Source organism: Humibacter soli (genome assembly GCF_054779035.1).
The window spans coordinates 282,783-307,083 of the sequence record NZ_BAAGYX010000001.1 but is presented as its reverse complement, the minus strand read 5'-3'; the positions used below and the strand labels follow the sequence as shown (position 1 = coordinate 307,083).

General features: G+C 68.1%; 25 protein-coding genes. 14 read left to right on the top strand and 11 right to left on the bottom strand.

Translation table 11 applies throughout. From position 1 onward, the window contains the following. Positions 1–42 precede the first annotated feature (42 nt). The 6 genes from ACYVDN_RS01355 to ACYVDN_RS01330 all read left to right on the top strand — a co-directional run bounded on the left by ACYVDN_RS01355 (position 43) and on the right by ACYVDN_RS01330 (position 5,814). Positions 43–1,032, top strand: a complete 990-nt coding sequence (locus ACYVDN_RS01355) for an SDR family oxidoreductase (protein WP_460567697.1) — start codon at positions 43–45, stop codon at positions 1,030–1,032. Between the two features lie 230 nt (positions 1,033–1,262). Next, positions 1,263–1,898, top strand: coding sequence for an NADPH-dependent F420 reductase (locus ACYVDN_RS01350; RefSeq protein ID WP_460567695.1), 636 nt, complete (start codon positions 1,263–1,265; stop codon positions 1,896–1,898). A gap of 134 nt (positions 1,899–2,032) precedes the next feature. Then, positions 2,033–2,893, top strand: coding sequence for an arginase family protein (locus ACYVDN_RS01345; RefSeq protein ID WP_460567693.1), 861 nt, complete (start codon positions 2,033–2,035; stop codon positions 2,891–2,893). Between the two features lie 71 nt (positions 2,894–2,964). Further along, positions 2,965–4,422 carry a dihydrolipoyl dehydrogenase family protein gene (locus tag ACYVDN_RS01340; protein WP_460567691.1) on the top strand — a complete coding sequence of 486 codons (1,458 nt, stop codon included), beginning with the start codon at positions 2,965–2,967 and terminating at the stop codon, positions 4,420–4,422. 139 nt (positions 4,423–4,561) lie between these two features. Beyond that, positions 4,562–4,930, top strand: coding sequence for a Fe-S oxidoreductase (locus ACYVDN_RS01335; RefSeq protein WP_460572180.1), 369 nt, complete (start codon positions 4,562–4,564; stop codon positions 4,928–4,930). Beyond that, the gene (locus ACYVDN_RS01330; protein ID WP_460567689.1) at positions 4,927–5,814 is read left to right on the top strand and encodes a Rossmann-fold NAD(P)-binding domain-containing protein; all 888 of its coding nucleotides are present in this window, start codon (positions 4,927–4,929) and stop codon (positions 5,812–5,814) included. Before ACYVDN_RS01335 ends, ACYVDN_RS01330 begins: the two co-directional genes overlap by 4 nt. A gap of 67 nt (positions 5,815–5,881) precedes the next feature. Here ACYVDN_RS01330 and ACYVDN_RS01325 read toward each other — a convergent pair whose 3' ends face one another. Together ACYVDN_RS01325 and ACYVDN_RS01320 are read right to left on the bottom strand one after the other, a co-directional pair. After that, positions 5,882–6,355 carry an SIP domain-containing protein gene (locus tag ACYVDN_RS01325; RefSeq protein ID WP_460567687.1) on the bottom strand — a complete coding sequence of 158 codons (474 nt, stop codon included), beginning with the start codon at positions 6,353–6,355 and terminating at the stop codon, positions 5,882–5,884. A 178-nt stretch (positions 6,356–6,533) separates the two neighbouring features. Then, complete coding sequence (locus tag ACYVDN_RS01320; RefSeq protein WP_460567685.1) at positions 6,534–7,961, bottom strand: amidase; 1,428 nt, start codon at positions 7,959–7,961, stop codon at positions 6,534–6,536. Between the two features lie 254 nt (positions 7,962–8,215). On the opposite strand from ACYVDN_RS01320, the gene ACYVDN_RS01315 reads away from it, so the two are divergent. Genes ACYVDN_RS01315 through ACYVDN_RS01305 form a run of 3 tightly spaced genes read left to right on the top strand, consistent with a single transcriptional unit; the run spans position 8,216 to position 10,256 of the window. Continuing rightward, on the top strand, positions 8,216–8,578 hold the full coding sequence (locus ACYVDN_RS01315; protein WP_460567683.1) for a GntR family transcriptional regulator: 363 nt from the start codon (positions 8,216–8,218) through the stop codon (positions 8,576–8,578). Then, positions 8,575–9,492, top strand: coding sequence for an ABC transporter ATP-binding protein (locus tag ACYVDN_RS01310; protein ID WP_460567681.1), 918 nt, complete (start codon positions 8,575–8,577; stop codon positions 9,490–9,492). Before ACYVDN_RS01315 ends, ACYVDN_RS01310 begins: the two co-directional genes overlap by 4 nt. After that, complete coding sequence (locus ACYVDN_RS01305; protein WP_460567679.1) at positions 9,489–10,256, top strand: hypothetical protein; 768 nt, start codon at positions 9,489–9,491, stop codon at positions 10,254–10,256. The genes ACYVDN_RS01310 and ACYVDN_RS01305 overlap by 4 nt, the downstream gene beginning before the upstream one ends. Positions 10,257–10,501: 245 nt before the next feature. On the opposite strand, the gene ACYVDN_RS01300 is transcribed toward ACYVDN_RS01305, so the two are convergent. Genes ACYVDN_RS01300 through ACYVDN_RS01280 form a run of 5 tightly spaced genes read right to left on the bottom strand, consistent with a single transcriptional unit; the run spans position 10,502 to position 14,103 of the window. Then, a complete protein-coding gene (locus tag ACYVDN_RS01300) occupies positions 10,502–11,080 on the bottom strand; it encodes a GNAT family N-acetyltransferase (RefSeq protein ID WP_460567677.1) in 579 nt (192 codons plus the stop codon). Between the two features lie 34 nt (positions 11,081–11,114). Next, positions 11,115–11,804 (bottom strand): uracil-DNA glycosylase, encoded by a 690-nt coding sequence (locus tag ACYVDN_RS01295; protein WP_460567674.1) that lies wholly within the window; start codon positions 11,802–11,804, stop codon positions 11,115–11,117. Between the two features lie 2 nt (positions 11,805–11,806). Further along, entirely contained in the window at positions 11,807–12,526 is a 720-nt protein-coding gene (locus ACYVDN_RS01290; RefSeq protein WP_460567672.1) for a type 1 glutamine amidotransferase family protein, read from the bottom strand. Positions 12,527–12,576: 50 nt separating this feature from the next. Further along, on the bottom strand, positions 12,577–13,320 hold the full coding sequence (locus tag ACYVDN_RS01285; RefSeq protein WP_460567670.1) for a potassium channel family protein: 744 nt from the start codon (positions 13,318–13,320) through the stop codon (positions 12,577–12,579). A 3-nt stretch (positions 13,321–13,323) separates the two neighbouring features. Next, on the bottom strand, positions 13,324–14,103 hold the full coding sequence (locus tag ACYVDN_RS01280; RefSeq protein WP_460567668.1) for an SDR family oxidoreductase: 780 nt from the start codon (positions 14,101–14,103) through the stop codon (positions 13,324–13,326). A 210-nt stretch (positions 14,104–14,313) separates the two neighbouring features. Between ACYVDN_RS01280 and ACYVDN_RS01275 the strand changes: the two genes are divergently transcribed. The 5 genes from ACYVDN_RS01275 (at position 14,314) to ACYVDN_RS01255 (ending at position 20,140) form a co-directional block, all read left to right on the top strand. Further along, positions 14,314–15,642, top strand: coding sequence for an O-acetylhomoserine aminocarboxypropyltransferase/cysteine synthase family protein (locus ACYVDN_RS01275; protein WP_460567666.1), 1,329 nt, complete (start codon positions 14,314–14,316; stop codon positions 15,640–15,642). 123 nt (positions 15,643–15,765) lie between these two features. After that, on the top strand, positions 15,766–16,971 hold the full coding sequence (gene metX, locus ACYVDN_RS01270; RefSeq protein ID WP_460567664.1) for a homoserine O-acetyltransferase family protein: 1,206 nt from the start codon (positions 15,766–15,768) through the stop codon (positions 16,969–16,971). Between the two features lie 143 nt (positions 16,972–17,114). Continuing rightward, entirely contained in the window at positions 17,115–18,281 is a 1,167-nt protein-coding gene (locus ACYVDN_RS01265) for a sensor histidine kinase (protein ID WP_460567663.1), read from the top strand. Beyond that, complete coding sequence (locus ACYVDN_RS01260) at positions 18,278–19,423, top strand: hypothetical protein (protein ID WP_460567661.1); 1,146 nt, start codon at positions 18,278–18,280, stop codon at positions 19,421–19,423. Before ACYVDN_RS01265 ends, ACYVDN_RS01260 begins: the two co-directional genes overlap by 4 nt. Positions 19,424–19,483: 60 nt before the next feature. Then, the gene (locus ACYVDN_RS01255; RefSeq protein ID WP_460567659.1) at positions 19,484–20,140 is read left to right on the top strand and encodes a helix-turn-helix transcriptional regulator; all 657 of its coding nucleotides are present in this window, start codon (positions 19,484–19,486) and stop codon (positions 20,138–20,140) included. Positions 20,141–20,221: 81 nt separating this feature from the next. Here the strand turns inward: ACYVDN_RS01255 and ACYVDN_RS01250 are convergent, their stop codons facing one another. From ACYVDN_RS01250 to ACYVDN_RS01235, 4 genes are all read right to left on the bottom strand, one after another. Beyond that, positions 20,222–21,550: an MFS transporter gene (locus tag ACYVDN_RS01250; protein ID WP_460567657.1), complete on the bottom strand. Its 1,329-nt coding sequence runs from the start codon at positions 21,548–21,550 to the stop codon at positions 20,222–20,224. A gap of 121 nt (positions 21,551–21,671) precedes the next feature. Next, complete coding sequence (locus ACYVDN_RS01245; RefSeq protein WP_460567655.1) at positions 21,672–21,983, bottom strand: thiamine-binding protein; 312 nt, start codon at positions 21,981–21,983, stop codon at positions 21,672–21,674. Positions 21,984–22,020: 37 nt separating this feature from the next. Beyond that, a complete protein-coding gene (locus ACYVDN_RS01240) occupies positions 22,021–23,373 on the bottom strand; it encodes a glycosyltransferase 87 family protein (protein ID WP_460567653.1) in 1,353 nt (450 codons plus the stop codon). Between the two features lie 62 nt (positions 23,374–23,435). Beyond that, the gene (locus ACYVDN_RS01235; RefSeq protein WP_460567651.1) at positions 23,436–24,296 is read right to left on the bottom strand and encodes an ADP-dependent NAD(P)H-hydrate dehydratase; all 861 of its coding nucleotides are present in this window, start codon (positions 24,294–24,296) and stop codon (positions 23,436–23,438) included. Between the last annotated feature and the right edge of the window lie 5 nt (positions 24,297–24,301).

Genomic DNA, 24,301 nt, shown 5'->3' with positions numbered 1-24,301 from the left:
CCCACCCCACACCCGGACGACCACGATGCCAGTATCGGAAGCATGACATCGAAATCGATCCTGTTCATCGGCGGTACCGGCACGATCAGCTCGGCGTGCGTCGCACGCGCGGTCTCACGCGGGGCATCCGTCACCGTGCTCAACCGGGGCAGTTCGCACACGCGGCCGCTGCCCGACGGCGTCGAGGAGCTGCAGGGCGACATCCGTGACGCCGCCTCGGTGGATGCCGCCATCGGGTCGCGCGAGTTCGACGTCGTCGCCGAGTTCATGGCCTTCACCCCCGAGCACGTCGCAGCCGACGTGGAGAGGTTCGCCGGGCGCACCGGCCAGTACGTGTTCATCAGTTCGGCGAGCGCGTACCAGACACCCCCTTCGCGCATTCCGGTGACCGAGTCGACGCCGCTGCGCAACCCGTTCTGGAAGTACTCGCAGGACAAGATCGCGTGCGAGGACCTGCTGGTGCACGAGTACCGCGAGAACGCCTTCCCCGCGACGATCGTGCGTCCGTCGCACACCTACGACCACACGTCCATCCCGACCTCCGGGCACTGGACCGACATCGCCCGCATGCGCGCGGGCAAGCCGGTCGTCGTGCACGGAGACGGCACGAGCCTGTGGACCATCACCCACAACACCGACTTCGCAGTGGCCTTCGACGGCCTGCTCGGCCGGCCCGAGGCGGTGGGCGACACCTTCCACATCACGGGCGACCACGCGCCGACCTGGAACCAGATCTACACCTGGCTCGGCGAGGCTGCTGGTGTCGAGGCGAAGCTTGCGCACGTGCCGTCGGACACGATCGCCCGCATCGTGCCGGAGCTCGGCCCTACCCTGATCGGCGACAAGGCGCACTCGATGGTGTTCGACAACAGCAAGGTGAAGGCGCTCGTGCCGGAGTTCGCGACCACCGTGACGTTCTCCCGCGGCGCCGAGGAGATCGTCGAGTGGTATGACGCGCACCCCGAGCAGCAGCGCTTCGACGCCGACCTCGACGCCGCCTTCGAGCGGATGATCGCGACGATCCCCGCCTGACGCCGAACCGCACTCCTCGGTTCATTAGAACCGCTCCTCTGCGGTTCATAACTCCTGCGGATTCTGTCCCTCGCGGATGGGATCGGCGTCGTTGCGGCGCCTCGACGATGCCCGACCGGCAGATTGCAGGAGTTATGAACCGCGGGGGCGGCGGGAGTTATGAACCGCGCGGGCGGAAGCTATGAACCGGGCGGGGAATGCCCGCCCCGGTCGGACAGTTGCCCTGAAGCATGACGACAATCGGGCTCATCGGAGCAGGAAACATCGGATCGCAGATCGCACGCCGGGCGGTCGCCAATGGCTACGACGTTGTGGTGAGCAACTCGCGCGGGCCGGAGACGCTCGCAGAGCTGATCGCGGAGCTCGGAGATCACGCCCGTGCCGCCACGGCCCTCGAGGCGGCAGAGGCTGCGGACATCGCGGTCGTGACGATTCCGTTCGGAGCCATCGACACCGTTCCGGTCGAGGCGCTCGCGGGCAAGACGGTGATCGACACGAACAACTACTACTGGGAGCGCGACGGACACCGCGCGGAGCTCGACGACCTCTCCGACACGAGCTCGGAGCAGCTGCAGCGCCACCTGACCGGCGCGCACGTTGTGAAGGCGTTCAACCACATCTACGCCTCGGCGATCACCGAGGAAGCGCAGGCAGCGGACACCTCCGATCGCCGCGCGCTCGCGATCTTCGGCGACGACGCAGCAGCCAACCAGACAGTTGCTGCCTTCATCGACTCGATCGGCTTCGACACGGTCGACGGCGGTCCGCTGAGCGAGAGTTGGCGCATCCAGCGCGACACCCCGGGTTACGGCCCGAGGATGACCGCCGATGAGCTGCGCGAGGCACTGGCAGCCACCACCAAGTAGTTCCCGTCCCGTCGTCCCCTGCGTGAAGCGCGCAGGGGACGACGTGTATGCACAGGCGAGCGCGGCACGGCGCCCGCCCACAGTCACCCGCCCACTGTCGCCCACCGGCCGCGACCGCGCGCCAGAATGGGCAGATGCGCTTCCTGATCGTGCCGCAGTGGCAGGGCTCCAGCTCTTCGAGAGCGATGCAGTTGATCGATGGGGCGACGGCGATCGCCGGCGACCTGCCCGCTTCGGCAACGACATTCGTCGACGTTCCTATGGAGGCGGGCGAGTCGCTCGGCACCGGCGTTCACCGGTTGTCGTCGATCGCCTCGGTGCGCGACCGTGCCGGTCTCGCGCTGGAGGTGCTCTCCGCGGCGGGCGACGACCCCGTCGTGACGATCGGCGGAGACTGCAGCGCAGATCTCGCCGCCGTGCAGCACGCCGTCGCCTCTCGCGAGCCGGGCAGCGTTGCGCTGGTCTGGCTCGACGCGCACGGCGACCTCAACACGCCGGAGTCGTCTCCGACCGGCGCCTTCCACGGCATGGTGCTGCGTGCCCTGCTCGGCGAAGGACCCGCGCCGCTCGCCTCGACCGGCGCGTCTCTTGTCCGCCCAGAACAGGTCGTGCTCGCGGGCTGCCGGGAGCTCGACGAGGGTGAGGCTGCCTATGTCGATGAAACGGGCATCCGCGCGCTACCGCCCGAGAGACTGCACGACCCGGATGAGCTAGTCAAGGCGGTCGAAGCGACGGGCGCCGAGGCTGTCTACCTGCACATCGACCTCGACGTACTCGACCCTGGTGCGATCGGCGGCGTGCAGTTCCCTGAGCCGTTCGGGCTCTCCCCCGACGAACTGGTCGGCGCGATCAGGGCCCTTCGAGGGCGATTCGCGCTGGCGGGGGCCGCGATCACGGAGTTCGCGCCGAGGAGCCCGGACGCGGCCGGCGACGACCTGGCGGTCATCCTGCGCGTTCTCGGGGCGCTGAGGAAGGCGCCGACGGCCAAGCCGTAGCAGTTGGTGCACCCGCGGTCAAGCGCGCCGCAGAGCAGCACACAGCGGGCATTACGCCCTAGTCTGCGATGGTGAACGAGATCGAGTACGACGTCGTGGTGATCGGTGGCGGAGCCGTCGGGGAGAACGTTGCGGACCTGACGGTGCAAGGCGGGATGACGACAGTGCTCGTCGAGGCAGAGCTGGTCGGCGGTGAATGCTCGTACTGGGCGTGCATGCCCTCGAAGGCGCTACTGCGCAGCGGAGCGCTACTGCGCACCGTGCGCGACGTGGAGGGCGTGAGCGAGGCCGTGACAGGCGACCTCGACGTCGCCGGCGTGCTGCGCCGCCGCGACCGGGTCACCCACAACTGGAACGACGAGAGCCAGGTCGAGTGGATGACCGGCGCGAACATCGACCTGGTGCGCGGTCACGCCCGCTTCACCGGTCAGAAGCAGGTCGAGGTGACGGGATCTGACGGCGAGGTCACCCGCATCACGGCACGCCACGCCGTCGCGGTCTGCACCGGATCGGCATCGCTGCTGCCGGACATCCCCGGACTCATCGACGCCGACCCGTGGACGAGCCGAGACGTGACCAGCGCCCAGGAGATACCGTCATCGCTCGCCGTGATCGGCGGAGGCGTCGTCGCCGTCGAGATGGCCACCGCCTACGCCGGATTCGGCGTCGATGTCACGGTCATCGCCCGTAGCGGCCTGCTCGGCAAGAACGAGCCGTTCGCAGGCGAGCTCGTGCAGACATCCCTTCAGAACCTCGGCGCCGACGTGCGCATCGGTGTCTCGCCCACCAGCGTCATCCGCGACGGCGACAGTGTCACCATCGAGTTGGATGACGGCACAACGGTCATAGCCGACGAGGTGCTCGTCGCCACCGGCCGAGTGCCGCACACCCAGGACCTCGGACTCGAGGTCATCGGCCTCACCCCGGGTGAATGGTTCACGGTCGACGACTCGATGCGCGTGCTCGACGACGGCGGTCGCGTGTTCGACGGAGCGGATGACGACGCCTGGCTGTACGCCGTCGGCGACGTCACTCACCGTGCCCTCCTCACCCACCAGGGCAAGTACGACGCACGCATCGCCGGAGACGCGATCGCCGCCCGGGCCAAGGGCAAGAAGCTGACGCTGTCGCCGTGGTCGAAGTACGCCGCGACCGCCGATCATGCCGCCGTTCCGCAGGTGACGTTCACCGACCCCGAGGTGGCCTCCGTCGGCCTCACAGCCGCTGAGGCGGAGAAGGCCGGCATCAGGACCCGCGTCGTCGACTACGACATCTCGTGGCTCGCCGGCGCGACCATCGCCAGCGACAAATACGTCGGACGTGCCCGCATGGTCGTCGACGAAGACCGAAAGGTGCTCGTCGGCGCGACCTTCGTCGGGCTCGAGGTCGGCGAGCTGCTGCACTCGGCGACCATCGCGATCGTCGGCGAGGTGACGATCGACAGGCTCTGGCACGCCGTTCCGTCGTATCCGACCCTCAGCGAGATCTGGCTGCGCCTCCTCGAGGGCTACGGGCGACCGACCGAGTGAACGCGGGAACGTGATGACCGAAGAGGCGGGTTCTGGCCGCGGCGGGGCATCCGCCCGCGGCGCGTTCGACGGAGTGCTCGACAGCCTCGTGGACGGCGTGGCGGGCATCGTGCGCGCGTTCGGCGGCCTCGCGTCCGCACTGTGGTCGCTGCCGAGGCTGTTCCTCGTCGATTCCCCGATCTCGAACCTCGGCTATCGCTACGCGACGGCCGTCGGCTTCGCCTGGGGCTTCCTCTGGAGCGTCGGCCGAGTCGAGCGTCATGCAGGGTTGTGGGTGTTCAGCGGGATGCCCCGGAGCACGTTCCGCAGAGGCGGATCATGCATCGGCGGTTGCTACCTCACCGACCGCAACGTCACCGACGACGTGCTGGAGCACGAAGCGGTGCACAAACGTCAATGGCAGCGGTATGGAATGGTGTTCCCGGTGCTGTACTTATTGGCGGGCCGGGATCCTCTGAACAACCGGTTCGAAATCGAGGCCGGCCTCGAGAAGGGCGGATACCTGTGAGCGAGACAGAGAGCAACGGCGAGCCCGAGCCCAGGGCACGAACCATCGTGCTGACCGGGGCGAGCTCCGGCATCGGCGAGATCGCTGCAGAACGTCTCACCGAACAGGGCGCAAGGGTGGTCGTCGTCGGCCGCAACGCAGAGCGCACCCGCGCGGTCGCCGAGAAGGTCGGCGGCGAATGGTTCCTGGCCGACTTCGAGAAGCTCGACGACGTTCGCAGCTTGGCGTCCGACCTGCTGGCGCGGCTCGACCGCATCGACGTGCTCGCCAACAACGCGGGCGGTCTGTACGCGACCCGCGAGGTCACCGTCGACGGGCACGAGCGCACGTTCCAGACCAACCACCTCGCGCCCTTCCTGCTCACCGCCCTGCTGCGCGACCGTCTGATCGAGAGCGCGAAGGATGTCCCCGTGCGGGTCGTGAACACGGCGAGCATGGCCAACCTGTTCGGCTCCCTGAGGCTCGACGACCTCGACTGGCAGAAGCGGCCATGGCGCGGCGGATGGCAGGCGTACGGCACCTCGAAGCTCGAGAGCATCCTCTTCACGCGCGAGCTCGCGGAGCGGATGACCGGCACGGGCGTGACCGCTTACTCGTTCCACCCCGGCACGATCGTGACGCGGTTCGGAGGCCAGTCGCGGTTCATCCGCTTCGGGCACGCGGTGACGGGCGGCCACTACGGCCGGTCGCCGGAGGCCGGCGCAGGGCCTCTCATCGCGCTCGTAGGCGAAGCGCCGGTCAAGGCGCCGTCGGGAACCTACTTCGACCGCTTCACCGCGGCCGGGCGGGTGAACGCGCAGGCGCGCGACCCGCAGCTTCAGCGCGACCTGTGGGCTGCGACGGAGGGACTGCTCGGGCTCGCGTCGACGCAGAACGCGGCCTGATCGAACGGCGTCGTTCTACCGGCGTCGTCAGCTTTCGCCGTGACGCCGACAGTTCGCCGCAGAGCCGTCAGTTCGCGGCGGAGCGGGAGTTCAGCCCGAAGACCGACGGGCTTGTGATGTGCTCGGCGGGCATCCCGGCTTGAGCGGTGAGCACGTCGTAGACGTCGCTCACGCCCTGGAAGCCACCGGTGAGGATCGCCTGGGTCTCGCCGGGCCCATCGCAGAGCATCTCGGCGCTCCACGCACGCACCGCACGACGCAGGGCCTGACCGGGCGCGCACGGCTCTCCCGTACCAGGGCGTCCGGCTCGCACCGAACGCGGCAACCAGGTCACCGTCATGCGCATGGGCACCTGCAGGGCGAAGACATCCTTCGGCTCCGGCACCTCGACGAACACACGGCCCTTCGCGCACAGCGGCAGCAGCGACAGCTCGCTCTGCACCTCGGCGAGCGACGTCTCGTCTGCGGTGACGACGAACTGCACCCGGTCGTCGCGATGGGGGGTCGCTCCCGTGTGCCTGGCGTGGTCGTGCTGCGTCATGATGACTCCAGTATAAGGCGAGCCTTACCTAAGCATCGACCAGGGCCTTCGCCAGAGGCGATCCCTACTAGCCCGCTACAGCGCCACTTGCGCTCTATTGCGCCAACCGAACTGGCGCAATAGAGCGCACATGGCGCGGACCGGGATCGGGCGGACTCGGTCTGGTGCTGACCGGCTGCTACCAGATCTCCGGGTGACGGTCCTGCCAGCGCAGGCGACGCTGCAGCTGCGCCCCGAGGGCCAGGAGCACGGCCTCGCCGCCGGGCCGACCGATGAGCTGCACTCCCCTAGGGAGCCCGTCGGATGCCTGCGCAACGGGCAGCACGATGGCGGGAAGCCCGCTCACGTTCACCATCGATGTGAAGGGGGTGTACTGCACCTGCTGCGCGAAGTTGTGTTCGGCATCCGACTGGTCCCACCACCCGATCGGACGCGGACCGAGCGCCAACGCGGGAGTGAGCACCGCGTCGAACGACGACAGCTGGCGGATGAGCGAGCGCTCGAACGTCGTCAGCGCAGAGAGCGCCTCGCTCAGCTGGCCGGCGGAGGTGGCACGCCCTTGCTCGACGAGCCACCGGGTGAGCGGTTCGAGCAGCTCGAGCGCCTTGCCCTCGGCAGGCAGGCGCGAGGCCCCCGCCTTCCAGAGTGTCGTGAACGCTGCGGCGTATGTGCGGTCGGACTCCAGCGCGGTCTGCTCGATTCCGTGGCCGAGCGCGGCGAACTCCGCGATCGCGAGGTCGAGCGCCGCCAGGGCGTCGGCGTCGACGGTGATCTCGTAGTCGTCATCCCACGCACTCGTCGTCATCGCGCCGAGCTGGTACCTGCCCTCGCCGCGCACTGCGTGGCCGAGGAACGCGGTGTCGTCCTCTGGCGCTCGAACCGCGAACCGGTGGTCGACCCGTCCGTCTCGCCGTGCGATCATGCCGTCGAGCAGCAGGGCTGCGTCTTCGACCGTGCGCGCGATGGGTCCGGCGACACCGAGGCCGCCGAGCGACTCGAGACCGCTGCCTGACGGCACCCTCCCGCGTGACGGCTTGAGCCCGACCAGGCCGCACGCCGCCGCGGGGATGCGGATGGACCCACCGCCGTCCGACCCTGGCGCGAACGGAATCATGCCCGAAGCGACGGCCGCAGCCGCTCCGCCGCTCGAGCCCCCTGCGCCCAGGGTCAGATCCCACGGGTTGCGAACGGGCGGTGCAACGAGGGTCTCGGTGTACGACGGAAACCCGAACTCCGGCGCACCGGTCTTGCCGAGGCTGACCGCCCCTGCAGCGTCGAGGTCGGCCACGATCTCATCGGACTCCTCTGGCACGTATCCGCTCATGAGCCTCGAGCCGTACCCGGTCGGCACGCCTGCGCGATTCCAGAGATCCTTGTCGCCGATGGGGAGCCCCCACAGCTGTGCGGAGTGCGGAACGGATGACTCGACCTGCGCCGCCCGATCGCGTGCGGCATCCGGTGTCACTGTCACGAACGCGCCGACCTGAGGGTTCAGCATCTCGATGCGCCCGAGGTAGTGGTCAGCGAGCTGCAGCGGCGTCAGCTCGGCACGCTGCAGCAAGGTCCACTGGTCGAGTGCGGTCAGATCGTGGATGTCATCGGCCATGCCCTGAGCCTAGGGAACCCGCCCACCTCCCGTCGCCCCTCCGTCCTCCTCCGCCCCCCTGCGCATAACTCCTGCACATCGGCCGCCGCGCCGAGCCGGAACCCCGTATTCTCGCGGGCTGTCCGGGTGGGAGTTCTCGAATTGCAGGAGTTATGAACCGGCCGGACTCAGGCGGACCGAGGCTTACTCGGGAGGAGGGGTTGACGAGGCTTCGTTGGTTAGTTACTCTACTAATGAACCAACCAAGGAGAGTGGTGATCGACGAAGGCAAGCCGATCTTCCAGCAGATCGCTGAGCAGATCGAGAACGACATCATCGCCGGTGCACTGGCAGAAGAGAGCCAGGTGCCGTCGACGAACGAGTTCGCGACCTTCCACCGCATCAACCCTGCGACGGCAGGTAAGGGCGTCGCCCTCCTGGTGGACGAAGGCATCCTCTACAAGAAGCGAGGCATCGGCATGTTCGTCGCCACCGGTGCACGCGAACAGGTGCTGGCGAAACGGCGCGAGAGCTTCCGCGCCGACTTCGTCGTTCCGCTCATCACGGAGGCGAAGAAGCTCGGCATCACTCCGACAGAGCTCAACCATCTCATCACCAACGAAGGAGAAGCATCGTGACCACGACGACCGCTCCCGTGGTCGAGATCAGCGGCCTCACCAAGCGATTCGGTGACGTCACCGCACTCGACGACGTGAACCTCGCCATCAAGACCGACGCCATCACCGGACTGCTCGGACGCAACGGCGCGGGCAAGACGACCCTGATGCAGACCATCACCGGGCAGGATTTCGCGAGCTCGGGCGACATCCGTGTCTTCGGGGAGAGCCCCGTCGAGAACGCGAAGGTGCTGTCGCGGCTCTCGTTCATCAAGGAGAGCCAGAAGTACCCCGACGAGTTCAAACCGAAGCACGTCTTCACCTGCGCACCCTGGTTCTATGAGAACTGGGATGCCGACTTCGCGAAGCAGCTCGTTGACGACTTCCAGCTGCCGGTGAACCGCAAGATCAAGAAGCTGTCGCGCGGCCAGCTCTCCGCAGTCGGGGTGATCGTCGGCCTTGCTGCCCGCGCTCCCCTGACGTTCTTCGACGAGCCCTACCTCGGGCTGGATGCGGTGGCCAGGCAGATCTTCTACGACCGCCTGCTCGCCGACTACGCGGAGCATCCACGCACGATCGTGCTCTCGACGCACCTGATCGACGAGGTCGCGAACATGCTCGAGCACGTCGTCGTGATCGACAAGGGCCGCATCATCATGGACGAGTCGGCCGAGTCGGCACGAGACTCCGCCACGACGGTCGTCGGTCCGCGCGGAGCGGTCGACGCCTTCGTCGCCCACCGCAGGGTGCTGCACCGCGAGGGGATCGGCGGGCTGGCGTCCGTCACCGTCGACCGGCTCGACGCCGACGAACGCAGGGATGCCACGGCGGCCGGCCTCGAGCTGGCTCCCGTCTCGCTGCAGCAGCTCATCGTGCGCTCGACCAATTCCGCCACCGCCGACTTCGGCGCCACCGAGCAGGGAGCCTCAGCATGACCGCCATCAGCACCCCAGCGACCCTCGCGGAGACGAACACCGTTCCCGGGGCAGGCCACCGCATCTGGAACGTGACGCGGTTGCACTTCACCAATCGGTTCAGCATGATCGCGCTGCCGTGGATCATCATCGGCTTCGTGTTCCTGGTGAACATGGTGATCTGGATCTCGATCTTCGCGTCGACCCACGAGAAGCTCGGCGGCACCGAGTGGTCGGGGGCGACGGCGTACATCTTCATCTACTTCGCGATCGCCGCCGTGCAGGCGATGAACCTCACCTTCCGATTCGCGATGGGCATGTCGGCCACCAGGCGCGACTACTACCTCGGCACTGTCACGGCTTTCGCACTGCAGGGCCTGCTGTTCACCGCCGTCTGCACGCTGCTCTCGTACATCGAGGACTGGACGAACGGCTATGGGATGAACGCGCACATGTTCAGCAATGTCTACGTCGGCTCCGGGCCGCTGTGGGAGCGCCTGTTCGCGACCTTCTTCCTGTTCCTGTTCTGCTTCTCGCTCGGGGCTCTCGCGGGCAGTGTGTACGTGCGGTGGCGCGCCAACGGTCTCTACACCCTCGGCGCCATCGTGGTTCTCCTCATCGCGGGGTTCGTGGCGGTCACAACGCTGACCGGCTCGTGGCCGGCGGTCGGAGAGTGGTTCCTCACGATGCGCGCCGTCGGCGTGATCGCCTGGCTGCTCATCCCCACCGTCGTGAGCGGGGTCGTCGGGTACTTCGTGCTCCGCAAGGCGCCATCACGGGCCTGAACGGGTAGCCCCGCCGAAATGGACGAGGCCTGCTGCATCCGCTCCGGATGCTGCAGGCCTCGATTCGTAGACCGTCAACTCGATCGCCTAGTGAGACGCCCGAGCAGTGACTGGTGCCATCACTGTATGCGCGGCCACCGGCATCCGCCAGAGGTTGATCACGAACTGATAACGGCCGCGGGCGAATTCACAGCAACGGCCATCGAACGACCGATCGCGATGGATGTCGCACCAGGAGAAACCCGCTACTTCAGGCTCTTCTGCATGAGCAGGGTGCCCAGCCAGCGGTCGAATTTGTAGCCGACGTGGCCCATGCTGCCGATCTCTTTGAAGCCGAAGCTCTTGTGCATCGCGATCGAGGCCTCGGCGCCCTGGTCGGCGATGACGGCGATCATCTCCTTGAGACCGGCCTGCTTCGACGCGTCGATCAGAGCCTGCATCAGCGCCGTGCCGAGCCCCTTGCCCGTCGAGGCTTGCCCGAGGTAGATCGAGTTCTCCACGGTGAACCGGTAGGCCTTCTTCTGCTTCCACGGCGACACCAGCGCGTAGCCGAGGATCTGCCCGTTCGGCGACTCCGCGACGATGAACGGCATGCCGAGCCGCTGCAGGTACGCGTACTTCGACTTCCACTCGCGCAGGCTCATGGTGTCTTCGTCGAACGTGACGGTGCTGTTCGTCACGTAATGGTTGTAGATCTCGCGCACATGCGGCAGATCGCCCGGTTTCGCGTCGCGGATCAGATACGAGAAGGGCGTCTCTGCGGGGGCGGGCTTGCGCAGGTGCGGCGGCAGCGTTCGCCGCGTCTCGTATTCCTCTTCCAGCACCGCAACAGCGTAACCAGTGCGTGTTGCGCGCGTGTTACCGCAGGCTCCAGTCCACCGGCTGAGCGCCCTGACGCACGAGCAGCTCGTTCGCGCGACTGAACGGCTTCGACCCGAAGAACCCGCGGTCGGCCGAGAGCGGGCTCGGGTGCGGCGAGGTGATCACGGGAGTGGAGCCGAGCAGAGGGCGCAGGTTCGCGGCATCCCTTCCCCACAGGATGGCGACGAGAGCCGTCCCACGAGCGACCAAGGCCCTGATCGCGTACTCGGTCACGCGCTCCCAGCCGACGCCGCGATGCGACCCCGCGGCTCCTGGCCGTACCGTCAGCACCCTGTTGAGCAGCATGATGCCGTGCTCGCTCCATGCGGTGAGGTCGCCGTGCGGCGGCGGCTCGATGCCGAGGTCGGTGCGCAGCTCCCGGTAGATGTTCTGCAGGCTGCGCGGAACCGGCCGCACGTCGCGCTCGACAGCGAACGACAAGCCGATCGGATGCCCTGGCGTTGGGTACGGGTCCTGCCCGACGATCAGCACGCGCACGTCGGCAAGCGGATAGTGGAACGCGCGCAGCACGTTCGCGCCGGCAGGCAGGTAGTGCCGCCCAGAGGCGACCTCGGAGCGCAGCCAGTCCCCCATCGCCGCGATGTCGCCCGCGACGGGTGCGAGCGCTTCGGCCCATCCCGCATCCATCGAGCCGTCGGCGGCCAGCTCCGTCAGCGTCTTCGCCACGGCTAGCGCATGCTCCGAACGAGCACGCCGCGCTCGTCGCGCGTCAGAACCCACACGGTGCCGGCGCCGGCCACCCGAAGGGGTCCCGTTCCGACGACGAGAACCGTCGACTCATCGATCGCCACGGCCTCCCCTACCGCACCGGAATCGACGGCTGCGATCGCCCGAGTGAGCGTGCCCCACTGGGCGGCGTGAACATCGACCGTGACGTCGATCAGCCCGAGGCCGTCGACGATCGTGAGCTCGTCGAGGTCTTCGGATGCCTCCCGGTCGCAGACCTCAACGCCGTCGATGCGCCATCCGCCGAGAAGGGCACGGTCGGGCGCGATCGCGGCGCCGGCGGAGAATCCGAGGTAGGGCGTTCCAGCCTCCACTGCGGTACGGATGCCCGCCTTGAGCGGCTCGATCGCGTCGAGGTACGCCGGGGTGAGGCCACCGCCCACCAGAATGCCGTCCGCGCCGTCGATCGCGGCTGCGGGCATCCGCTCGCCCTCGGCGACGACGGTGTGCAGCACCTCGACGGATCCCGCTCTGGCGAGTGCCCTGGTGAGGTTCTCGCCGTGACCGGGATGGCCGCCCTCGCGCACGGTGAGGAGCGCCACGCGGGGCTGCCGTTCCTCGCCTGCAGCTTCGACGCGAGCGACGCACTCGGCGACGAACGGGCCGTAAACGGCCTCGTCTTCCCCGGGGCGATCCCCTCCTCCGACCAGATGGATGCTCACCGATCCTCCTTGCCTACCGCTTCGCCCTGCACCGTATTCGTCCTACTCCGTCACTTCGAGTCCGACGACGGGTCATCCACCGACGGCGCTTCGAGCAGCCCGGGATCGTCGTTGGGCGACTCGTGCGCTCCGCCCTGTCGCGCGCGAGAGACGGCCTCGTTGACATACGACACGACCGTCGCCGTCGTGACGCCGATGATCGCGATTCCGCTGATCATGAGCAGCACAGCGAGAACACGGCCGAGCGTCGTCACCGGAACCATGTCGCCGTAGCCGACGGTCGCGATCGTCACGACCGCCCAATAGAGAGAGTCACCGAAGCTGAGGATCGTCGCGCCGGGAGCACCGCGCTCGGCCTGCAACTCGCTGATCGAGATGATGTAGATCCAGAGCACGACGAACGACGCGACATAGGCGATCACCCGTGCGCGCACCGCCGCACCGCTGCGCTTGCTGAAGAACGGGATGCGCCGCAACTCCCGCAGCAGACGGAACGGACGGAAGATCGGCAGCAGGGCCGCGAGCAGATCAGGCACGTTGTGCCGCACGAAGGCCCACTTGCCACGAGCGAGCAGCAGCCGAACGACGTAGTCGATGATGAACGCCGCCCAGATGACCAGCAGCACCGTCCAGATCACCCTGACGTCCTGCTGCTCGAGGCTCGTGTTGAGGCACCGGATGCTGTACGCGACGATGAAGACGAGCGAGAGCACCAGGAAGGGCCACCTGCTGATTCGCTCCCAGCGCTCTTCGGCGCGTACGCGCGCCGTGCGTGTCGATGCGGGCTCGGGCATGCCTCAGTCCTCGTCCGCCACCCGCAGCGGCCCGTGGTGGAACCGGTACGACGCGGCCTGGGCGACGGGCTTCATGACGATGAGGTCGAGGTCGACGTGCCGAGGACGCCCGAGAGCGTTCACGATGGTGTCGGCGACATCCTCCGCTGTCAGGGGCTCTGGAACGTCCGCGTACACGGCGTCGGCGCGCTCCTTGTCGCCGGCGAACCTGTTGAGCGAGAAGTCGGTGCGCACCATGCCGGGCGCAACCTCGATGACCCTGATCGGCTCGCCGTTCAGCTCCAGCCTGAGCACCTCCGTCAGCGCGTGCTCTGCGAACTTGGCCGCGTTGTATCCCGCCCCGCCCACGTACACGTTGTGGCCGGCGATCGAGGTGACGTTGAGGATGTCGGCGTGCCCGGTCTGCTTCGCACCTTGGCGAAGAAGGGGAAGCAACGCGGAGACGACTCGCTTGGTGCCGAGGACGTTCACCTCGTACATCCAGATCCAGTCGTCGATGTCCGAGTGCTCGACGGACTCGAGCCCACGAGCGCCGCCCGCGTTGTTGACGAGCGCGTGCACCCCTCCCGTCGCCGCGAGGTGGTCGCGCAGCGCGTCGACATCCTCCTGCTTCGAGACGTCCGCGGTGAACGCCTCTGCTCCGGTCTCGTCGGCGATGGCGCGCAGCTTGTCGGTGCTGCGGGCGACTGCGACGACATCCCACCCGTTCGACCGCAACAGCCGGACCGTCGCCTCACCGATTCCCGAGCTCGCTCCCGTCACCACTGCACGCCTGGATGCCATGCCCACCATTCTGTCCGTCGGCATGCCCTTCCGTCGACACGAGCCGCGGCAGCACCCACGGCGCGACCCGCGCAAGACGTGAGACCGCCTCAGTGACGGTTACGTCGTGTTGCACATATTTTGAGCACCGGATGCCCGGTGCCTAGCCTGGTCTCAACATCGACGCGGACGCAGCGCCGAGCCCTCTGCCGACACCACCTGGAGAGAATCATGACCGACGCCGCTCAGTGGCAGTTCGAAACCAAGCAGATCCACTCCGGCGCCGCCCCCGATCCGGCGACCAACGCCAGGGCGACGCCGATCTACCAGACCACGTCGTACGTGTTCAACAACTCGGACCACGCGAAGAACCTGTTCGCGCTCGCCGAGTTCGGAAACATCTACACGCGCATCCAGAATCCGACGCAGGCCGTGGTCGAGGAGCGTCTCGCCGCCCTCGAAGGCGGCACCGGCGCCCTGCTCGTCGCGAGCGGACAGGCCGCTGAGACGTTCGCCGTGCTCAACATCGCGCAGGCCGGCGACCACATCGTCTCCTCCAGCTCGATCTACGGCGGCACCTACAACCTCTTCAAGTACACGCTGGGCAAGCTCGGCATCGAGACGACGTTCGTCGAGAACCAGGATGACCCGGAGGAGTGGCGCCGCGCCGTGCGCCCGAACACGAAGCTGTTCTTCGCCGAGACGGTGGGCAACCCCAAGGTCAACATCCTCGACATCGAGACCGTCGCCGGCATCGCGCACGAGAACAACGTGCCGCTCATCGTCGACAACACGATCGCGACCCCGTACCTGATCCGCCCGTTCGAGCACGGCGCCGACATCGTCGTGCACTCCGCCACGAAGTTCCTCGGCGGCCACGGCACCACCATCGGCGGCGTGCTGGTCGACGGCGGCACCTTCGAGTGGTCGAAGCACGTCGACAAGTTCCCCGGCCTCACCGAGCCCGACGAGTCCTACCACGGCGTCAGCTACACGGCTGCGGTCGGCGACGGCCTCGCCTACATCATCAAGGCCCGCGTTCAGCTGCTGCGCGACCTCGGTGCCGCCATCGCGCCGAACAGCGCCTGGCTGCTCATCCAGGGCATCGAGACGCTGTCGCTCCGCATCGAGCGTCACGTGCAGAACACGCAGGAGATCGCGGAGTTCCTCGAGAGCCACCCCGACGTCGCGTCCGTGAACTACTCGGGCCTGCCGACCAGCCCGTGGTACGCGGCGGCGAACAAGTACGCGCCGAAGGGCGTCGGAGCCGTAGTCTCCTTCGAGCTCAAGGGCGGTGTGGATGCCGGCCGCGCCCTGGTCGACAACCTCACGCTGTTCAGCCACCTGGCGAACATCGGAGACGTGCGCTCGCTCGTCATCCACCCTGCCTCGACGACGCACTCGCAGCTCTCCCCGGAGGAGCAGCTCACCGCCGGTGTGACGCCGGGCCTCGTGCGCCTCTCGGTGGGACTCGAGAACGTGGATGACCTGAAGGCCGACCTGGAGGCCGGACTCGCCGCGGCCCGCGCCGCCGCGCAGTCGGACAGCGTCTCCGCGTAGTCCCGCTCAGCAACACCAAGCACCCCAGAAGAGGCCCGGCACGTGCCGGGCCTCTTCTGCACCCACCTCTCCGCGTAACACGGCACACAGGGGTGCACCCGTCCGGGCAGAATTGACCTCACCATGGACTGGCAGACCTCAGAAGACACCGTGCCCTCGAGCTTCATCACCGAGGCGCAGGCGCGCTCCCTGCTGGGCAAGCCGCGCGCGAGCGGCGCGTGGCGCGAGGGGGATCCGGTCGGCGAGCGCAGGTTCACCCGCATCGGCCCCGTCGCGTTCGAGAGCGGACGTTCGCTGTCGAGCGCGACAGTGGCGTACGAGACCTGGGGCACGTTGAACGAGGCACGCGACAACGCCGTGCTCGTCCTGCACGCACTCACAGGGGACAGTCACCTGCTCGGGAAGGCCGGCCCTGGGCATCCCACCTCCGGCTGGTGGGGCGGCGTCGTCGGGCCGGGCCTTCCTGTCGACACCGATCGCTGGTTCGTGGTCGCACCGAACATGATCGGCGGATGTCAGGGCTCGACGGGCCCGGCATCCCTTGCCCCTGACGGCGTCGAATGGGGTCCGCGCTTTCCGTACACCACCATCCGCGACCAGGTGAACGCCCAGGCGGCCTTCTCCGATGCGATCGGCATCGACCGCTGGGCCGCCGTGATCGGCGGTTCGATGGGCGGCATGCAATCGCTCGAATGGGCGATCAGCTTCCCCGACAGACTCGACCGCGTCGCCGTCATCGCCGCTCCCCCGTTATCGACTGCTGACCAGATCGCGTTGAACTCGGTGCAGATCGAGGCGATCCGCACCGACCCGCAGTTCCGGGCGGGCCGCTACTACGACGCGGACGATGGAGATGGGCCGCACGCCGGGCTGGCACTCGCCCGGCGCATGGCCCTGCTCAACTACCGCAGCGCGAACGAGCTCAACGAGAGGTTCCAGCGCAGCTGGCAGAGCGGCATCAGCCCGCTCGGCGCAGGCGGACGGTTCGCTGTCGAGTCGTACCTCGACTTCCACGGCAACAAGTTCACGCGCCGCTTCGACGCCAACAGCTACATCACTGTCGTCAACGCCATGACCTCGCACGACGTCGGCCGCGGACGAGGAGGAGTGGATGCCGCACTCGGCCGCGTCACAGCCCGCTCGCTCGTGCTCGGCATCGACAGCGACCGCCTGTACACCGTCGACGGCCAGCGCATCATCGCCGCTGGGCTGGGCGCCAGTATCCACGGAGCGCATCCCATCGTCATCCACTCCCCGTTCGGACACGACGCATTCCTCATCGAGGACGACCTGATCGGACCCCCGATCAGGTCGCTGCTGGAGTCCTGATGCGAGTGCGCCCCGTGCGCAGGATGAACCCGAGCATGTTCGGGCATGAGAAAGTGTCACTCGGGTGACCTAAAGTTTTCCCTAGGGGTACAACTCTCTTTGGCGCTCTGGTCGCGCCGCCACAGAGACCAGCCGGAGGACCGATGACGCGCACCGCCGAGCAGCGTGATCGCATGCTGGCGTCTGCTGCGAGCCTGGTGATCATGCTCGACGCGATCAGCGCTGCCGTCTGCGCCGCGATTCCCGGTGTGCTCCCCGAGCCCGAGTCGACGATCAGCGTCATCGCGCTGTGCCTGCTGCTCGTGGCGGCGGCGGTGTACATGCAGCGCAAGCCGTCGCCCATCCCGGTCGTCGTGGTGCTCGCCGCCTCCGCGATCGGAATCGGCGTCGTCGGCCTCAGCTCGGGCGCGCACGGCACCCCGGCCACATCCGTCGTCGCTCTGCTCGCCGCGGCGAGCGCCGGCTCGGCGTTCCTGCTCGCGGTCGACACCAGGCGTCGCATCATCATGGTGATCGCCTTCCTCATCATCGTCGCGATCGTCGTGCCGACGGCCAGGGGGCTCGGCAGCAACCTCGTCACCGTGCTGTTCGTCGCCATCGGCAGCTGGGTGTTCTGCTCCGGCATCGGCATCTGGGTCGCGCACCTGGTGCCACGCGCCGTCGAGCGCATCGAAGGCATGAGCGACGCGTACCGCACCGAACGCCAGGCCAGCGAGTTCGAGGCCCGTCGCAGGCAGAGCGCACGCCTGCTGCACGACACCGTGCTCGCCACCCTCACACTGCTCGCGCATTCCGGGCGCGGTGTCGGCGAGAACGCGCTGCGCGCCCAGGCTGCGGAGGATGCCGCGCTTCTGCGACAGCTGCGCCTCGGCTACACCCCCGAGCCCGCGTCATCCGGCGACTACCGACTCCGTCAGGTGCAGGAGTCCACACTCGGCAACACGCTCGAGACCGTGAAGCAGCGATTCAAGCGCATGGGACTCGACGTCGCGTGGCATGGAACGGGCCACGTTGTGCTCCCCGCCGAGACGCTCGACGCGTTCCTGCTCGCCCTTGCCGAATGCCTCGAGAACGTCCGCAGGCACTCCGGCGAGACCCAGGCGCACGTGACGATCACGGATGACGACGTGACCGTTCGCGCCATGGTGACCGACTCAGGAGTCGGCTTCGACGTCGGAGCGGTCTCTCCCGGACGACTCGGGTTCACCGAGTCGATCGTCGCCCGCGTGCGAGACGTCGGCGGCAACGCTCGCCTGTTCAGCGCACCAGGCTCTGGCACGACCGTCGTGCTGGAGGTGCCGAAGCAATGAGCAGGCTCGACGCTCGGGCGACTCACGTGTACACCGGTGTCGCCCAGTTGCGCAGGGGAACGATGATCATCGCCGACGCGCTGATCGCCGCTTCGCTTCTGCGGCTCTGCTACTTCGGGCAGTTCTACCCGCGCCCGCTGCTCGGCGTGCTTGCGACGGTGCTGCTGGTCGTCGTCGCTGTGCTGATGTGGTTCATGCCGGCTCCGCGAGAGGTTCCGACCGAGCGGCTCCGCTTCGCCGGCCTGATGGCCGCGTGCGCGATCATCACGGGCCTCGACCTCGCGGGCGCCTGGGCGCCGGGGCCGGTACCGGTCTTCCCCGTCACGTGCATCGGCGTCGGTGGTCTGCTTCTCGCGGCGGTCACCACGCGGCCCGCGCGGGACATCCTGGTGGCGACCGCCGTGTTCGCCGGTGTGCTGATCGTCGTGCTCGGCCTCGAGGTGACCGACCCGATGTCCGCCGCGCCGCGTCTCGCCTTCATCGCCATCGCCTGCGCGCCGCCGCTGGTCGGGATGGCGCTCGTGCGCTCCTTCCGCACGATCGTGCAGTTCCACTCCGAGATCGCGCAGACCCAGAGCACCACGACGACCGACACGTCCGTCGGCATGCTCGCGTCCGAGGAGCTCGAGCGACTCGACTTCGCGGCGGAGCAGCTGCTGGAGTACGTCGCCGCGGGGCGCGCAGAGCTGCCACTCGACGAGGAGACCGCTGCACGGGCATCCGCTCTCGCAACGCAGCTGAGGCTGCATCTCGTCGATGACCGCAGGCAGACCTGGCTGCATCACGCCGTCACCGAGTCCGCCGTGCTCGACTCCGTGACCGAGATCGACGATCCAGAGGGCCTTGCGGCGTCGTTCTCCTCCCGGCAGCGCGACGGGCTGTTCTCGGCCATCTGGATGCTCGTCGGCAGCACCTCGAAGTCCGCAACATCGCTGGTCATCACGATCTCGAGAGGAGCGGATGCCGGTCCTCACGTTCGAAGCCTCAACGTGGTGATCGAGGTGACAGGCGTTCCACGACGGCAGATCGACCCCTCGGCGTGGCAAGCTATTCGCAGGGTCGGGCGCTACACCGAGACCGGTTCGTCCGCTATGGTTCGCATTGAGGTGGACTGCCTTGTCGATGCAACGCAGGATCGATGACGCACAACCACCGCAGCCCGCGATGTTCGACCCGACGCGGGGGAAAGTAGAGACAGCAGCGTGAAGGAATCAGCTCCGACAACGATCAAGATCGCCATCGTCGACGATCACCGCATGCTGCTCGGAGCGCTCACCGAGTGGATCAGGAGCGCTGCGGACGACATAGAGATGGTCGCGGCCGTCGCGACCTGGCCAGAGCTGCTCACGCACGAGGCCTTCCCCGTCGACGTCGTGCTGCTCGACCTCGACCTCAAGGACAACATCCCGGTTTCGATCAAGCTGCAGGCGCTCAAGGCCGCTGGCGTGCCCACCATGCTGATGAGCGCGTACTCCGACCCGAACGTCGTGCGCGAAGCCCTGGCGGCCGGCGCCGCCGGCTATCTCGTGAAGAGCGAGAACGCCGACATGATCGTCGAGGCCATCCGCGCAGCTGTACGCGGCGACTCGTTCATCTCCGAGGAGCTCGACGTCGCTCTCAGCCAGAGCACCACAGGCGCACCGAAGCTCAGCGCTCAGGAGCGGCGCGTGATGGCGTTGTACGGCGCCGGCGAGCCGGTGAAGGCTGTGGCGTTCAAGCTCGGCATCTCCGACGAGACGGCGAAGAGCTACCTCAAGCGCATTCGCGAGAAATACCGCGTCGCCGGCTACGACGTCGGCACGAAGGTGGCGCTGCGCAAGCGCGCCATCCAGGACGGCATCCTGCTGCAGAACGAGTGACCAACGGCGGTGGCTCCGCTGGTCGAGTAGCGCGCTGCGAAGCGGCACGCGTATCGAGACCCTGGCCAGCCGGCCGCGGCTTCATGCCAGCGTGTCGATGCCGCCGGTGTGGCCCGCGACGGGTAGCCCCCGTGCCGCACGCACCCTGTCGAGCGTGAACGAGCCGATCGCGAGGAGCAGTCCGAAGGCCGACAGCACGAGGCCGACCCAGACGGGCGCGCGATATCCGAGGCCCGCAGCGATCGCGACACCACCGAGGTAGGCGCCGAGCGAGTTGCCGATGTTGAGCGCCGAGTGGTTGAGGGCCGCCGCGATGGATTGACTGTCGCGTGCGACATCCATCAGCCTTGTCTGGATGGCCGGCGAGATGGCCGACGACGACGCACCGACCAGGAACACGCCGATCGCGAGCACCACCCAGTTCTGCGCGAGCAGCCCGACGCCGACCAGCGCGGCCATCAGCACGACGAAGAACGTCAGCATGGTGCGCTTCACGCTGCGGTCGGCCATCGCGCCGCCGACAAGGTTGCCGACCGTCATGCCGAGGCCGCAGCACACCAGCATGAGCGGAACGGCCCACTCCGGCAGTCCTGCGACGTCGGTGACGATGGGTGCGATGTAGGTGTAGAGCGCGAACAGGCCGCCGAAGCCGATCGCGCCGATGCCGAGCGCGAACCACACCTGGGTTCGGCTGAAGGCCTTCAACTCGCGCTTCATCGTCGCCTCCGGGTTGCCGGCCTGCCAGGGCACGGCCAGCAGCACGGCGACGAAGGTGAGCGCGAAAATGCCGGCGACGACGAGGTAGGCGACGCGCCATCCGGTCTGCAGTCCGATCCAGGTGATCGCCGGCACGCCGACCACGTTGGCGATCGTGAGCCCTGAGAGCACGAAGGCGACGCCGCGTCCGCGCTTGCCAGGACCCATCAGCGACGCGGCCACGAGGCTCGCGATGCCGAAGTACGCGCCGTGCGGAAGAGCGGCGACGAAGCGCGCGACCAGCACGAGCTGGAACGTCGGTGCGAGAGCGGACGCGACGGTTCCGAGCGTGAAGGTGACGAGCAGCCAGAGCAGGAGCTTCTTGCGCGGCCAGCGAGCACCGGCTGCGGCGATCGTCGGGGCCCCGACCACGACGCCGAGCGCGTAGGCGGAGATCATCCAGCCGGCGTGAGCGTTCGCGTCCGCGGAGTTCACGGCGTAGAGCTTCGGCAGCAGGTTGGCCGCGATGTCGGGCAGCAGGCCCATGGCCACGAACTCGGTCGAGCCGATCGCGAAGCCGCCGAGGGCGAGCGCGATCAGCGCGAGACGGATGCGGGTCGGCGACAGCACTCCACCGTGCGATTCTTCACGCACGTCGGCGCGAGGAGGAACGGGGGTGGGGAGAGTCGCGGACCCGTCGGAGCGGGTGGCCATGTGCCCATCGTAGGCTGCGGATGTTACGACTTCGAATCGATTCGATGACGGCCGTCTACGTCTGCGTCATCGCCCTGACCGCGGTGTGGACGCCGGGCCGGGGAGGGAGGTGGGACCGCGCTCAGTCCTGCTGGGCGTCGATGGCGGCCTCCAGGCGCTCCACCTTGCCGGTGAGCTCCCCTGTGTGGCCGGGCCGGATGTCGGCCTTCAGCACGAGCGACACACGGGAGCCGTACGCTCCGACGGCATCCGTTGCGCGTTTGATCACGTCGAACACCTCGTCCCACTCCCCCTCGACGGTCGTGAACATGGAGTCCGTGCGGTTGGGCAGACCGGACTCGCGCACGATGCGCACCGCCGCCGCGACCGCGTCGTGAACGGAGTCGCCGTCGCGACCTGTGCCGCTGGGGGCTACCGAGAAGGCAACGAGCATGATGGGTTCCTCTCCCTCGTGGTTCTCTGGTCTCGTCTCAGTGTGCGGCCTCGTTCGCGCCTTCGGCCTTGGCCGCGACCCGTCCGGCGAGCGGCCAGACATGGGCTCCATCGACCGCGAGCGCGCCCGCGCCGATGCGCTTCCTGCTGCCGGTGCGCCAGAGAGCGACGACCGACCAGCCCAGCACGACGAACAGCATGATGTTGCGCACGGTGAGCACCCCGATCATCCACGCGTCGAGGTTGAGGATCTCGAGGTAGAGGTACGGGTAGAAGAGCTGCGTCAGCGCAGCGGTCACCGCGACCAGAACGGCGGGCACGAGGAATCGCCGACCGCTCATGACGATGCCGAGGATGACCGGCGCCGCCAGCCAGTCGACGTACTGCGGCGAACCCACCTTGTTGAATGCGATCAGCGCGGTCACGATGGCGAGGGTCAACTGCGGAAGAACCAGCGCCGTCGGCGCCTTGCGGATGACGGCCCGCAGGCCGATCAGCGCGACGACGAGCACCGCGATCGCCAGCGCAGGGGTCATCACCGCTGACGCCACATCGATGTTGGCACCCGTCACCTGGAAGGTCAGCAGCTGCGTGTCGTAGTAGATGGTGCTGCCCGGTGCGTGCAGAGCGGCCGCCCACAGCCATGGCGCGCTGATCGGCGCCTCGATCTGCAGGCCTCTGCCGGTCTGCTGCGAGACGAAGCCGAACAGCTCGGACGCCCCGCCGAACACGACCACCAGCAGCGCAACCACCGCGCTCGTCGCGACCACCCACCCGAGCACGCGCCACCTGCGCCGCAGCGCGATGACCACGGCGAGGATGACGCCGGCCGGCCACACCTTGATCCACGTCGCAACGGCGAGCAGCACGGCGGCGACGCTCGGCCGAGCGGCGATCCAGACCACCGCGACGATCACGATCGCCACGGAGACCGCGTCCAGTCGTCCGATCGCGATCGGGCCGAGCAGCAGCAGGAATGCGAGCCACCACCACGCGGCGATCGTCGGGCGCCTCCTGCCGCGCGAGGTGAGGACTGCGAAGGCGATGACGTCGAACACCGTCACCATGGCGAGCCACGCGACGACGTAGTTGTCGGGTCCGGCGATCAACGGGATGAGCACGGGGATCATCGCCAGAACGGGATACACCCACGGCGCCGTCACCCCCATGAACGCATAGCCGTACTGGGCCTCCTGCGCCCACGGACGGTACACGAGCGTCACGTCGCCGAGCGGCATCCCTGCGCCGAACCACGCCGTCAACCACAGCACGACGTGCACGAACAGGAAGGCGCCCCACTGCGCGTAGACATTGCGGGAGAGCACGACGACCCGCTCGCGAAGGTGTGGTCTGGGCGCGACCGCGACCTCAGTCGCGGTATCGATCGCCATAGTCGTTCATGCTACCGATCGATTCGATGACCCGGCTGCGACCGTCTCGGGGAAGAGTCCGCTCAGCCACCGGCAAGCAGGGCACCGACGACCCTGGGCAGCGCTTCGGCAATGTCGAGCGCCGCGATGGGTCCGCCTCGGAAGGCGTCGCTGGCCGCCCGCCCGGCCAACCCGTGCACCACCGCGGCTGTCGCGGCCAGCCTCGCGAGCACGTCGTGACCCTCCGCGGCGATCTTCTCGGCGTGCGTCGCGACCAGCGCACCGAGCACGCCGCCCAGCACGTCGCCGCTGCCCGCTGTCGCCAGCCAGTTCGTGCCCTCCGAGGCCACGAGCACCTCGCCCGCCGGGTTCGCGACGTGGGTCGCGTGGCCCTTCAGCAGAACCGTGACCCCAGTGAGCCGGGCGGACTCTCGGGCCCAACGCGGGGCATCCGCCGCGATCTGCTCAGGCGACGCCGTCACTCCGTGGGCGGCGAGCACCCTGGAGAGCTCACGGAAGTGCGGCGTGATGACGACCGGGCCGGTCGCGTCCCCGATGAGGTCGAGGGCGCCCGCGTCGATCACCGCTGGGACGTCCTGCGCGAGGGCGACGCGGAGTCGCTCCTCGTTCGCGGTGTCGCGATGTGCGGCATCCATTCCCGATCCGAGCAGCCAGGCCTGCACCCTGCCGTTCGCCGTGACGGTCTCCGGCCTGCGCTGCATCACGAGGCGAGCCGGAACATCGTCTCCGAGGTAGCGCAGCATGCCGACGCCGGTCCGCACGGCGGCCTCGACGCCCAGCACCGCGGCGCCCGGGTACTCGTCGGAGCCGGTCACCACGCCGAGAACGCCCCTGGTGTACTTGTCGTCGCCGTCCTGCGGAGCCGCCAGCCACTCGGACGCCTCGTCGCTGCGCCACCGCGGCAGGCTCGTCTCGTTCGTCATGCCTT